This window comes from Bifidobacterium ramosum, from assembly GCF_009299505.1.
Lineage (GTDB): Bacteria > Actinomycetota > Actinomycetes > Actinomycetales > Bifidobacteriaceae > Bifidobacterium > Bifidobacterium ramosum.
Window position 1 is genome coordinate 51,902 of sequence record NZ_WBSM01000006.1, and the last position, 12,897, is coordinate 64,798.

Genomic DNA, 12,897 nt, shown 5'->3' on the forward strand with positions numbered 1-12,897 from the left:
ATTCGCCGTCTCGGTGTCCCATCGAACCGTCGAACCGTTGAACCGTGCGGGGCTTTCCGCAAACTGAGAGGCAGATCGCGGTGTGTGCATGGGTCTTTCTCCAAACTCAGAGGCAATGTTTTCTGGACAACAACGCGGGTCATGGGAGTTCGGGGGTGTGTCGTACGGGTCTGTCGGCATGTGACTGCCTCTGAGTTTGGAGAAAGACCCCGGCGAAGCCCGTAATCTGCCTCTCAGTTTGGAGAAAGCGGGGTTCCGCTCCTGCGGCACGCCCGCCATCGCCTACACTGGGGAGTCATGACAGACAACGCGGCGGCGCTGGGCGCACTTAAACGGTATTTCGGCTACGACTCGTTCCGACCCGGCCAATCCGGACTCGTCGAGGCGATCCTCGCCGGCCGCGACGTGCTCGGCGTCATGCCCACCGGCGCCGGCAAATCCGTGTGCTACCAGATTCCCGCCATGCTGCTGCCCGGCGTCACCGTCGTGATCTCACCGCTCATCTCCCTCATGCGCGATCAGGTCGACGGTCTCAACGACGCCGGCATCCCCGCCGCGTTCGTCAACACCACGCAAAGCCCCGACGAACAGGGCATGGTGCTCGCGCAGGCCGCCCGCGGCGACGTGAAACTGCTGTACGTCGCCCCCGAACGCCTCGAAACCGACCGGTTCCGCGAGTTCGCCGCCCGCACGCCCATCGCCCTCGTCGCCGTGGACGAGGCGCACTGCGTCTCCCAATGGGGCCAGGACTTCCGTTCCTCGTACCTCGGCATCGGCGAGTTCATCGCCGGCCTGCCGTCGCGTCCGGTCGTCGCCGCGTTCACCGCCACCGCCACCGAACGCGTGCGCCGCGACATCGTCGCCATGCTGGGGCTTAATACTCCGCAGGTCACGGTCACCGGATTCGACCGCGACAACCTGTATTTCGACGTCATCAAGATGGAGACCAAGCGCAAGGCCGCATGGGTGGCGGCCTACGTGGCCGAGCATGCGGACGAGTCCGGCATCGTGTACTGCGCCACGCGCAAGGAGACCGAGGCGCTCGCCGCCGCGTTGAACCGCACGGTGCCGGTGCTGCGCGGCGTGTCAGCGGGCGGCAACGGCACCGCCGGCTCCGTCAGGACCGATTCGGCACAGCTCGAGTCCCCGTCCCTCGGCCCGATCGCCGTCGCCTACCATGGCGGCATGGCGGCCGACGAGCGCAACCGTGCCCAGCGCGACTTCGTCACCGACCGCATTCCCGTGGTCGTCGCCACCAACGCGTTCGGCATGGGCATCGACAAGTCGAATGTGCGCTACGTGATCCACCACAACATGCCCGGTTCGATCGAGGACTACTATCAGGAGGCCGGCCGTGCGGGCCGCGACGGCGAGCCGAGCCGCTGCACGCTGCTGTGGAACGACGGCGACATCGCCACGCGCCGCCGTCTGCTCGACAGCGACTACGAGAACGACCGCATGACCCCCGAGGAGCAGGAGCGCAACCGCGCCAACAAGCGTCGCCTACTCGACGGCATGGTCGGCTACTGCCGCACCACCGACTGCCTGCACCGCTACATGACCCGCTACTTCGGCGAGACCGAGCCGGCGGACGATGGTACCGGGAAAGCCGTGAAATGCAAGGGCGGCTGCACCAACTGCAACAGCACGTTCGAAACCCTCGACGTGACCGACGTCGCGCGCGCGATCAGCCGGTGCGTGCACGACGTGATGTACGACTGGGATGATCAGGGCCGTCCGACACGCGCCCCGATGCGGCAGGGACTCGGCTCTAGCAAGATTGTCGCCGTGCTGCGCGGGTCGCGTGCGCAGGATGTGACGTCGCGCGGCCTCGACCGCTGCCCGAGCTACGGGCGGCTGCGTGAGACGCCCGAGGCCCGGGTACGCGACGTGCTCAGCCAGATGACGACCGACGGGTTCCTGTTCGTGTCCGACGGTCGGCTGCCGATCGTCGGGTTCGGCGCGCGGGCCGCGGAAACGGTGGTCGACGGGTTCCATTACGAGATCAAACGCGTGGAACGGGCGCAGCCGTCGTGCTCCGTCGCCTCGCGCGCGGCGGCTGGCGGGGGAGCGGCGGAAACCGGTCCCGCGCTCGGCTCATTCGAGCCCGTGAGCGAGGGCGATGAGGCGCTGTTCCAGCGGTTGCGCGAGCTGCGCCGCGACATCGCGCAGGAGATCGGCAAGCCGCCGTACATCGTCTTCTCCGACAAGACGCTGCGCGACATGGCGCGGATCAAGCCGGTCACGGCCGCGCAGTTCCTAGCGGTCAATGGCGTGGGCGACAGCAAGCTCAAGCAGTACGGCCAGCGGTTCATGGAGGCGATCGCCGCGTTCGACGTCGACGGCGGCGCCGCGGACTGACCGTTTGCCGCCCGTCCCACGCCGGCACGTCCATCTGACTCGCGCCGTCCCGGAAGTTCACCCATCATTCACGGTCGCGTCCCGGCCGCACCACGACCCGTACAATTCGGTGCGCTAGACCGGGAGCCATGACGACGTGGATCTCGAGCCGCCCGGTCATGGCCGGCGGCAAGTCGGCGCGGCTGGACTACGCGCAGACGTTCTCCATCGGATTCGGCATGCTGGCCGTCGCCTCCGCGTGGGCGATGGTCAACGCGTTCGTACCGCTCAAACTCAAGGAACTCGCCCTGCCCACGGTCGCCGTGGGCATCGTCATGGGCATCGACAACCTCTGCGGCTTCACCATCCAGCCCCTGTGTGGCCTGCTGTCCGACCGCGTGCGCACCCGTTGGGGCCGGCGCATTCCGTTCGCCCTGTTCGCCATCCCGCCGGCGGCCCTGTGCCTGATGCTCATCTCGATGGCGCCCGACGCGCCGCTGACGATCGCCGCCGTGATCGCGTACGCGGTGCTCATGGCCACCTGCCGTGCGCCGATCGTCGCGCTCATGCCCGACGTGACCGCGTCGCCCCTGCGCACGCGCGCGAACGGCGTCATCAACTTCATGGGATCGATCGGCAACGTGCTCGCGCTTGGCGGCGGCAGTCTGCTATACCGCCGTTTCGGCATGTCCGTAGCGTTCGCGGCCGGCTCGCTGATCATGGTCGCCGCGCTCGCCGCACTGGCATCGCTGGTGCGCGAGCCCGCGGCCCATCGCACCCGTCCGGGGGAGCGGGCCCGGCTGCCGTTTGTCAGTTGGCGCGAACTGCGTGCGTCGGTCATGCCGCGGCTCGATCTCGACGCCGAGGCGCGCCGCAGCTTCATGCTGATCGTGGCCGTGCTGTTCCTGTACACGATGGGCGGCAACGCGATCGAAACGTACTTCACGCTGTATGCGGTCCATGATCTGGGTCTGGATCCGGCGACGGCCGGCGGCGACCTCGTCTGGTTCGCGGCCGGCGGCCTGCTGTTCGCGATCCCGGCCGGCATCGTCGGCGGTCGGATGGGCCGACGCAACACGCTGGGCCTGGGCTTGTCGGTCGCGATATGCATGCTCACGCCCATGCCATGGATCGGCGAGGCGTCGCTCATCCCGTGCCTCGCGTTCGTGTTCGGCGCGGTCTACATGCTGGTGTTCGTCAACGCGCTGCCGTGGATCGCCGAACTCGGCGGCGATGAGCATGTCGGCGCGATGACGGCCTACTACTATCTCGCCACGTGCGCCGGCGCGGCGATCAGTCCGACGTTGTTCGGCCTGATCCAGCAATCGACCGGCGAATACCGGTGGATGTTCCTGTATGCGGCGGCCGGATTCGCGATGGCGCTCGCATGCATGCCGTTCATCACGCGCGGCGAGGCCGACGGCGCGCGTGCGCCGCTGCCGTCGCTGCCGCGTCCGCTGGCGGTCAAGCCCGCGGCGAAGGCGGCGGTCGCCGGTCTATGATGGGAGGCGACGACGGTGGCCCCGTCATGCCCCGTCATAAGGAGGACGATATGGCAGACAAGCCCGTGGTGGAGAGTTTCCAGCTGGATCATACGAAGGTCAAGGCGCCGTACGTGCGCTACATCGACACGCAGACCGGCCCCAACGGCGACGTGATCTCGAACTACGACCTGCGTCTCGTGCAGCCGAACGAGAACGCGATCCCGACCGGCGGCCTGCATACGATCGAGCACACGATCGCCGTGCTGCTGCGCGAGCGCATCCCCGGCTACATCGACTGCTCGCCGTTCGGATGCCGCACCGGCTTCCACCTGCTGACGTGGGGCACGCATTCGACCGAGGACGTGGCGAAGGCGCTCAAGGAGTCGCTCGAGTTCATCGCCTATCAGGCCACGTGGGACGACGTGCCGGCCACGACGATCGAAAGCTGCGGCAACTACCGCGACCACAGCCTGTTCACGGCGAAGGAGTGGTGCAAGGACATCCTCGCCAAGGGCATCAGCTCCGATCCGTTCGAGCGCAAGATCGTCTGACGTCTGTGGTTTCCGGTCCTTCGGATATCAGATATCGGGGACCGGATGCGATCGGAGATGGCGACGCCCGGCATGCCGTCCGTTGTGACGGGTGCCGGGCGTCGTTTTGTTATGCGGATTGCGGACGTGTCTCAGCGTTCGCCGTTCGCGCCGAGCTTCATGATCGCGGCGTCGGATTCGTCCACGATCCGGCGCATCGCCGATTCGGCGCCGGCCCCATCGCCTTTGCGGATGAGCGCGGCGATCTCGACGTGGAGGTTGAGCGCGTTCTGATCGGCCGTTTTGGGCATGAGCTCGTGCTGGGTGCGCCCTTCGAGCGTGGTGACGATGACGTCGCCGAGTTCGGCGAACATTCGGTTGCCAGACGCCTGCAGCAGCGTGCGGTGGAACAGCATGTCGGCGTCGAGGTAGTCCTGTTCATCGGCGTGGTCGGAGTGCGAGACCATGCCGATCGCCGCCTCGGTGAGCGTGCCCCATTGGGCGGGCGTCGCCGCGTGGGCCGCGAGTCGCGCCGCGAGCGGTTCGACGGCCGCGCGCAGCTGCGACAGTTCGTGCAGCGCGTCAAGCCGGTGGGTGCCGCGCAGCCGCCAGCGGATGACCTGCGGATCGAACAGGTTCCATCGGTCGATCGGGTTGACGGTCGCGCCGGTTTTGCGTTTGACGCTCACCAGTCCCATGGATTCCAGCACGCGGGTGGCCTCGCGGGTCACGGTGCGCGACGGCGTGGCGTCGCCGTCCATCGCCGGATCCGGCAGCCGGTCGCCGACGGCGATGTCGCCGTTGACCACGGCCATGCCCCACTCCTCGAGCAGCCGGTCGTGCAATGGCCGGTCCGCGGCGTCGCGGTGGTCGGTCGTCCGGGCCGTTCCGGTCGTCATCTGTACAGTCATACCGTCCAGTATCGCACATACGACATGATCAACGACGTTTATTTATGGCATACATAATCAGCGTGTTGTCTGTGTATCGTATTGCGTAATATAAAACATGATGATATAGTGATAATCGGCATATGAAATACATCTACGTAATGTAAACGTCATACAAAAACAGGCGACTTATGACCGACGCGACGACTGTGCGGCCGGCCATGCGCACGCGAACGACAAAGGAGTATCCGATGACCACGTCCGATCTCATCTCGGCCAACACCATTCCGGAAGGCTACTTCGCGCACACCAAGCCCATCGCCATCATCATGGGCGTGTGCGGCTGCGGCAAGACCACCGTCGCCGAGCATCTCGCCGCCGAACTCGGCGTCAAATACGCCGAAGCCGATGACTTCCACCCCAAGGCCAACATCGAGAAGATGGCCGCCGGCCACCCGCTCACCGACGAGGACCGCTGGCCGTGGCTCGACGCGCTCGCCGCATGGATCGACCAGCGCATCGCCGCGGGGGAGCCGGCCGTCGTCACCTGCTCAGCGCTCAAGAAGGTCTATCGCGACCGCCTGCGCCGCAAGGGCGTCGTGTTCGTGTACATGAAGGGCACCTACGACGAGGTGCTCGCGCGCATGTCCGGCCGCAAGGGCCACTTCATGAAGACCAGCATGCTCCAGTCGCAGTTCGACATCCTCGAGGAGCCGGGTGCGGATGAAGTGCACGTCGACGTCGAGATCGGCCACGGCACCACGCCCGATCAGGAGGCCGCCGCGGTCGTTGCGGCGCTTGGGCTGCACGACTGAGCCGTGCGGCCTGCGGGACTCGCCCAATCCCACCCAACTTCAACCCACTCACTCAAACAGTTCACCCAACCAACTCACCCCAACAACCACACCAAGGAAGGTGCATCCATCATGCAAATGGGAATGATCGGCCTCGGCCGCATGGGCGGCAACATGGTCAAGCGACTGCGCGAAGGCGGCCACGAGATCGTCGGCTTCGACATGAACCCCGACTCCGGCCGCGACGTCGACTCGCTCGAGGCGCTCGTCGGCGCGCTGAAGACCCCGCGTGTCGTGTGGGTCATGGTGCCGGCCGGCGTGCCCACCGAATCCACGATCGCCAAACTCGGCGAGCTGCTCGAACCGGGCGACATCGTCGTGGACGGCGGCAACTCCAAGTACACCGAGGATCGCGAGCATGCGGCCTCGCTCGCCCAGCGCGGCATCGGCTTCCTCGACTGCGGCGTCTCCGGCGGCGTGTGGGGCGCGGAACGCGGCTACGCGCTCATGGTCGGCGGCTCGGCCGAGGACTACGCCACCGTGCTGCCGATCTTTGAGACCCTGAAGCCGAAAGGCGAGTATGGCCTCGTGCACGCCGGCCCGGTCGGTGGCGGCCACTTCGCAAAGATGGTGCACAACGGCATCGAATACGGCATGATGCAGGCGTTCGGCGAGGGTTTCGCCACGATGATGCGCAGCGAATACGTGACCGACCCGGCCAAGACGATGGCCTCGTGGCGTTCCGGCTCGGTCGTCGCCAGCTGGCTGCTCGACCTGTTCGAGAACGCGACCAAGGACGACCCGACCCTGCACAACGTGCCGCCGGTCGCCAACGAATCCGGCGAGGCCAAGTGGATGGTCGAGGCGGCCCTCGAACTCGGCGTGCCCACGCCAACCACCGCGGCGGCCCTGTGGCAGCGTCAGGATTCGCGCGGCGCGGCCGACGACATCCTGCGCGTCGTCACGGCCCTGCGCGCCCAGTTCGGCGGCCACGTCACCAAGGTCGACGAGATCGCCACGCATTGACGGACGTGCCGGTCTGGCGTGCCGCATCCGTTCCCGGACGGCCGTAACTCAACACTATGACGAATCTCATGTTGAGTTACGGCCGTTTCTGGGCTTGGAAACGGCCGTAACTCAACATGATGGCGTTCCTGTCATTGAGTTACGGTCGTCCGCGCCTGCTGAAACGACCGTAACTCAACAGGACAGTGACGTTGTTGTTGAGATACGGCCTCCGCGGCGGTGCGATGACCGTACCGGATCGCGCCGACGGGCGACAGCGCGGATCGGACATGGAACGCCCGGACGGTTTGTGTAATGGGCGTGGTAGCCTATCGGCTCAGTTACGTATTCGCCAAGTCCGTGAGGTGAGCCGTGGTCGCCAATGCGTCCCCCAGAAAATTCCGTCATGCGACCATGCGTGACTTTCCGCAGATGCAGAAAATCTACGCCCACGCCCGCGAACTCATGGCCCGCAACGGCAATCCGACCCAGTGGGGCAACACCTTCCCGCGCGAGGAGGTCGTGCGCGACGACATCGCGCACGGGCGCACCATGCTGCTCGTCGACACCGTCGGCGGCCACGAACGCATCCTCGCGCAATTCGCCCTCTGCCCCGGCGAGGACCCGACCTACCAGCATATCGACGGCGCGTGGCTCGACAACGACACCTACGTCACCATCCACCGCATCGCCTCATCCGGGCTGGTCAAGCATGCCGCCCGCGACTGCATCCGCTGGGCACTGAAGCATTACGGCAACGTCCGCGCCGACACCCATCCCAACAACAAAGCCATGCAGCACGTGCTCGAAACCAGCGGTTTCGCCCGCTGCGGCCTTATCCAGCTCATCGACCGGCCCACCGACACCACGCGTATCGCCTACCAGCGCCACGAGTGGTAACGAAAACGGCGTGCCGATGGTGTGTCGTCTGCGTTGCTCCTCGGTCGACGTACGAAGTACGCCTTCCCTCGGCGCGCCTTGATGCCGCACGCATCGGCACGTCGTTTTCGAGATTGGCATGTGTACGCCTTCGCGCGTTTTCGGCTTCGGACGGCCGTCTCCGCACGCGTCATCGTCGTTTACCGCTAATGCCCTCTAACGGACATACAGCCGACAATGAGGGTGTAATCGGCTGGTTGTCCGTTAGGGGGACGTGAAGGCACGGGATTTCCTGTGACCTGCATCGCCCAAAAGGATCACCGCTGCTTGCGTCAACCCAAAAACGGACAGTCAGCCGATTACGAAGGTGTAATCAGCTGACTGTCCGTTGCAATGGAAGGAACCAGCCAAACTCTAACGGACATACAGCCGATGAGATATGTCATTTCGGCTGGTTGTCCGTTGAGGTTGAGCGGCATGCGAATCAGGAATGCAATGATGCGTGGAAAAACGTCGTGCTGCCGGAGAAACGGCGCGCTACGCGGCGACGGGTTCGTCGTTGAGCTTGGAACGCTTACGGCTATAGCCGAAGTACACGACCAGACCGAGTCCGAACCAGACCGCGAACCGCAGCCACGTCTCCCAGTTGAGTCCCGCGATCAGGATCAGACAGAACACGATCGCGCAGATCGGCGTGAACGGCACGAGCGGCGCACGGAAGCCGCGGTGCGCATCCGGCTGCGTCCTGCGCATCCACAGGATGCCGGCGGAGACGATGATGAACGCGGACAGCGTGCCGATGTTCACCAGCTCGAACAGCACGTTGATGTTGATGAAACCGCCCGCGATTGCGGTCAGGATGCCGAAGAACCACGTGCCCTTGAACGGCGTGCGGTACTTCGGGTGCACCTCGCCGAAGAACTTCGGGAACAGACCGTCGCGGCTCATCGCATAGCAGATGCGGGACTGGCCGTACAGCTGCACGAGCATCACGGTGGTCATGCCGATGAGCGCGCCGAGGTTCACGATGAACGCGAGCCAGTTCATGCCGGTCGCGAGGATCACGCCGGCCACCGGCGCGTCGATGAAGTTCGCGAACTCCTGATACGGCACGATGCCGGTCATGATGAACGTCATGACGATGTACAGCACGGTCGACACGGCCAGCGACAGCAGGATGCCGCGCGGCAGCGTCTTGTTCGGTTCGACGGTCTCCTCGGCGGACGACGACACCGCGTCGAAGCCGATGAAGCTGAAGAACACGATCGACGCGGCCGGCACGATGCCGTACGGCTGGGTCGAGCCGGGCTGGAACGTGTACACGCCGTACGGGGAGAACGGCTTCCAGTTGGCGGGGTTCACGTACCAGACGGTGCACACGATGAACAGCACGATGATCGCGAGCTTGATCATCACCATGATGTCGTTGGTCTTCTTCGTCTGGTTGATGCCGATCGACAGCACCCACGTGATGAGCAGCACGATCACGAAACCGGGCAGATTGAAATACGTCGTCACGCCCGGCGTGGTGCCGTACGCGGCGGTCAGTTCGACCGGCAGATGCAGGCCGAAGCCTTCGAGGAACTTATTGAAATAGCCCGACCATCCGGCGGACACGGTGGCCGCCTGCAATGCGTATTCGAGAATCAGATCCCAGCCGATCACGAACGCGATCAGTTCGCCGAACGCCAAGTACGAGTAGGAGTAAGCGGAACCGGAAACCGGGGCCATCGACGCGAACTCCGCGTAGCACAGACCGGCGAAACCGCAGCAGACCGCGGCCAGCAGGAACGATACGGACAGTGCCGGGCCGGCGGTCAGCGCGCCCTTGCCGGTCAGTACGAAGATGCCGGTGCCGATGATCGCGCCGATGCCGAGCATCGTCAGATCGAACGTGTGCATCGTACGCTTCAATGGAGTGGATTCAGCGACCAGCTGATCCACCGATTTCTTGCGAAAAAGATCCATGATGAGTCTTCTCTCAATACGGAATGGATATGGGCTGGACCGGACGGTTTTCCGGGACCCCGGCACGCCTCAACGCCGGGAATCAGAGATGTTCGCATCGTATGTGCGTAAGGTTACGACGATGCGAACGAGTGGTGCCCAGTGTATTGCCGTGCCATGGACAAGGGCTGGATTCGCGTGGTATTCGTCTCGATTGGTGGGATGCGGCGGTTTGCCGCCGATTCGTCATTGTGCCGCGCCACAATAGGGCGTATGACTTTGAGCGCAGTATCGAATTGGCAGTTCTCATCCCCGGCCGGCGAAGCGAATTATGAGGCCGCGCGCCGACGGTATCCGGCGCAGGCGATCGTCGACCTCGCCGCATTGCGCGACAACATGCGGCATCTGGTGGACGTGGTCGGCGGGCCGCACTCCGGCACCGCGGTGATGGGCGTGGTCAAGGCGGACGCGTACGGTCACGGCCTGCTGCCGACCGCGCTGGCGGCGCTTGCGGGCGGTGCGACGTGGCTCGGAACCGCGCAGTCGCATGAGGCGCTGCTGCTGCGCAAGCTCGGCATCGGCCCCGACCGCTGCCACATATTGACGTGGGTCTATAACGGCATGGAAGTGCCGTTCGACGAGCTCATCGCCAACGACATCGACGTGTCGGTCGGGTCCCTGCCGGGCATCGACGCGGTGGCCGCGGCCGCCCGCAAGCTCAATAAGACGGCCCGCGTGCACGTGAAGGTCGATTCCGGCTTCGGCCGCAACGGCTTCACCGAGGAATCGTTCGACGCGGCGCTGGCCAAACTCGTGCCGCTCGCCAGGGAAGGCGTGATCCATGTCGTCGGTCAGTGGAGCCATCTCGCGGTGGCCGATTCGCCGGACGTGCCCGAATTCGTGGCCGCCACCGACCACCAGATCGAGAACTTCAAGGCGTTCACCGCACGCATGGAGGCCGCCGGCATTCCGCCGGAGATCCGCCATCTGGCCAACACCGCCGCCACGCTCGATCGCCCCGAGATCCATTTCGAACTCACCCGCCCGGGCATCGGCCTGTACGGCTACGAACCCGACCCGGCGATGGGCACGCCGCGTGACTGGCATTTGAAGCCCGCCATGACCCTGCAGGCGCAGCTCGGCACCGTCAAGCACATCGACAAGGGCCACGGCATCTCCTACGGCCGCACCTACCTCACCCCCGACGACACGTCCACCGCGATCGTGCCGCTCGGCTACGCGGACGGCATCCACCGCTCCGCATCCGGCTTCGACATGCAGGGCGCCAAGCACGTCGAGAAGCTCGGCGGCCCGGTGCGCGTCATGACCACCGAAGGCCCGAAGCTGTACCGCGTCTCCGGCCGCGTGTGCATGGATCAGTTCATGATCGACCTGCACGGCTCGTGCGACGCGCTCGGCGTACACGAAGGCGACACGGTCGAGCTGTTTGGGCCGGGCCGCGGCGAACAGTACGCCGAGCCGACCGCGGACGACTGGGCGCGCGCCGCCGACACGATCAGCTACGAGATCTACACCTGTCTGCGCAACCGCATCCCTCGGCTGTATCTGCATGCCGCGGACGTGCTGCCGGCCGACGACCTCGCCAAGCTCGACCCGACGACGCTGCTGTAGGCGGCGAACGGTCGGCGACCGGCGGATGTTACGGTCACGAATGACAGAAGCCGAAAGGAACGGAGACGACGATGCGCGAGATAATCCCCGCCGGTGAGGCCTACGGCGCCGCCGACGAGGAACGCTGGGCCCCGGAGCCGCCGAAGTCGCGTTCGCGCACCGCGTTCGAACGCGATCGTGCGCGGCTCATCCACTCGTCCGCGCTGCGCCGGCTCGGCGCCAAAAGCCAGGTGCTGGTCGCCGGCACCGACGACTTCGCGCGCACCCGGCTCACGCACACGCTCGAGGTCGCGCAGATCGGCCGGCAGATCGGCAAACTGCTCGGCTGCGACCCCGACGTGGTCGACTGCGCCTGCCTCGCCCACGATCTCGGCCATCCGCCGTTCGGACACAACGGCGAACGGGCGCTGGCGGGGATCGCCGCGAACATCGGCGGCTTCGAAGGCAACGCGCAGACCCTGCGCCTGCTCACCCGGCTCGAACCGAAGATCTTCCACCCCGACGGCCGGTCCGCCGGGGTGAATCTCACCCGCGCCTCGCTCGACGCGGCCGTCAAATATCCGTGGACGTTCGCCGAAGCCGGCAGGCTCGCCGTCGCGCACGGCGCGAAGCCCACGAAATTCTGCGTGTACCCGGACGACGAGCCGGTGTTCCGCTGGCTGAAGGCCGATGCGCCGGCCGCGACCAAGCCGATGGAATGCCAAGTGATGGATCTGGCCGACGACATCGCATATTCGGTGCACGACGTCGAGGACGCGATCGCCACCGGCGCGTTCAACCCGATCGCGCTCACCGACACGCGCGTGCTCGACCATGTCGTCGAGGCGACGCGCGCATGGTACGGCGAGCGATGGGATCCGGACCGGCTGCTCGCCGCATTCGCCCGGCTGCAGCGGCTGCGGCTGTTCCCCACGCATTTCAATGGGTCGCGCGCCGCGCTGGCGCAGCTCAAGAACATCACCAGCGATCTCATCGGCCGGTTCGCCTGGTCGGTCGAGGAGGCGACGCGCGCCACGTACGGTGACGGGCCGCTCGTGCGATACACCGCGAATCTGGTGATCCCCGAGGAGACGAGCTACGAGATCGTCGCGCTCAAGGGCATCGCTGTGCATTTCGTCATGGCGCCGCGCGAACACGAGCCACTGCATCGGGAGGAGCGGCGGATCATCGAGGATCTGGTCGACGTGCTCATGGCCGATGCGCCGCGTCCGTCCGACGCGCTCGAAAGCGTGTTTCTCGACGACTGGCGCGAGGCCGCGAACGACGACGAACGGCTGCGCGTCGCCGTCGATCAGGTCGCGTCGCTCACCGACAACTCCGCGCTCGCCCTCCATTCGATTCTCTGCTGAACGTCGCCCGAGGCGTCGCATGTACCGTCGCCCATACTGTCGCCTAC

Annotated in this window: 10 protein-coding genes; 8 read left to right on the forward strand and 2 right to left on the reverse strand. The window is 65.7% G+C overall.

The features are described from left to right. The first annotated feature begins 297 nt into the window (after positions 1 to 297). The 3 genes from DSM100688_RS06425 (at position 298) to DSM100688_RS06435 (ending at position 4,375) form a co-directional block, all read left to right on the forward strand. Positions 298 to 2,361, forward strand: a complete 2,064-nt coding sequence (locus DSM100688_RS06425; RefSeq protein WP_152358322.1) for a RecQ family ATP-dependent DNA helicase — start codon at positions 298 to 300, stop codon at positions 2,359 to 2,361. Positions 2,362 to 2,489: 128 nt separating this feature from the next. Beyond that, the gene (locus DSM100688_RS06430) at positions 2,490 to 3,842 is read left to right on the forward strand and encodes an MFS transporter (RefSeq protein ID WP_152358323.1); all 1,353 of its coding nucleotides are present in this window, start codon (positions 2,490 to 2,492) and stop codon (positions 3,840 to 3,842) included. A 50-nt stretch (positions 3,843 to 3,892) separates the two neighbouring features. After that, on the forward strand, positions 3,893 to 4,375 hold the full coding sequence (locus DSM100688_RS06435; protein ID WP_152358324.1) for an S-ribosylhomocysteine lyase: 483 nt from the start codon (positions 3,893 to 3,895) through the stop codon (positions 4,373 to 4,375). Between the two features lie 131 nt (positions 4,376 to 4,506). Here DSM100688_RS06435 and DSM100688_RS06440 read toward each other — a convergent pair whose 3' ends face one another. Continuing rightward, positions 4,507 to 5,265 (reverse strand): FadR/GntR family transcriptional regulator, encoded by a 759-nt coding sequence (locus tag DSM100688_RS06440; RefSeq protein ID WP_204316640.1) that lies wholly within the window; start codon positions 5,263 to 5,265, stop codon positions 4,507 to 4,509. Positions 5,266 to 5,495: 230 nt separating this feature from the next. Between DSM100688_RS06440 and DSM100688_RS06445 the strand changes: the two genes are divergently transcribed. The 3 genes from DSM100688_RS06445 to DSM100688_RS06455 all read left to right on the forward strand — a co-directional run bounded on the left by DSM100688_RS06445 (position 5,496) and on the right by DSM100688_RS06455 (position 7,943). Continuing rightward, on the forward strand, positions 5,496 to 6,059 hold the full coding sequence (locus DSM100688_RS06445) for a gluconokinase (protein ID WP_239519313.1): 564 nt from the start codon (positions 5,496 to 5,498) through the stop codon (positions 6,057 to 6,059). A 111-nt stretch (positions 6,060 to 6,170) separates the two neighbouring features. Then, positions 6,171 to 7,064, forward strand: a complete 894-nt coding sequence (gnd, locus tag DSM100688_RS06450; protein WP_152358325.1) for a phosphogluconate dehydrogenase (NAD(+)-dependent, decarboxylating) — start codon at positions 6,171 to 6,173, stop codon at positions 7,062 to 7,064. A gap of 393 nt (positions 7,065 to 7,457) precedes the next feature. Next, positions 7,458 to 7,943: a GNAT family N-acetyltransferase gene (locus DSM100688_RS06455; RefSeq protein WP_163146798.1), complete on the forward strand. Its 486-nt coding sequence runs from the start codon at positions 7,458 to 7,460 to the stop codon at positions 7,941 to 7,943. A gap of 516 nt (positions 7,944 to 8,459) precedes the next feature. Here DSM100688_RS06455 and DSM100688_RS06460 read toward each other — a convergent pair. Next, the gene (locus DSM100688_RS06460) at positions 8,460 to 9,890 is read right to left on the reverse strand and encodes an amino acid permease (RefSeq protein WP_152358327.1); all 1,431 of its coding nucleotides are present in this window, start codon (positions 9,888 to 9,890) and stop codon (positions 8,460 to 8,462) included. A 252-nt stretch (positions 9,891 to 10,142) separates the two neighbouring features. On the opposite strand from DSM100688_RS06460, the gene alr reads away from it, so the two are divergent. Together alr and DSM100688_RS06470 are read left to right on the forward strand one after the other, a co-directional pair. Further along, positions 10,143 to 11,501, forward strand: coding sequence for an alanine racemase (alr, locus tag DSM100688_RS06465; protein WP_152358328.1), 1,359 nt, complete (start codon positions 10,143 to 10,145; stop codon positions 11,499 to 11,501). A gap of 71 nt (positions 11,502 to 11,572) precedes the next feature. Next, on the forward strand, positions 11,573 to 12,850 hold the full coding sequence (locus tag DSM100688_RS06470) for a deoxyguanosinetriphosphate triphosphohydrolase (RefSeq protein WP_152358329.1): 1,278 nt from the start codon (positions 11,573 to 11,575) through the stop codon (positions 12,848 to 12,850). Positions 12,851 to 12,897 lie beyond the last annotated feature (47 nt).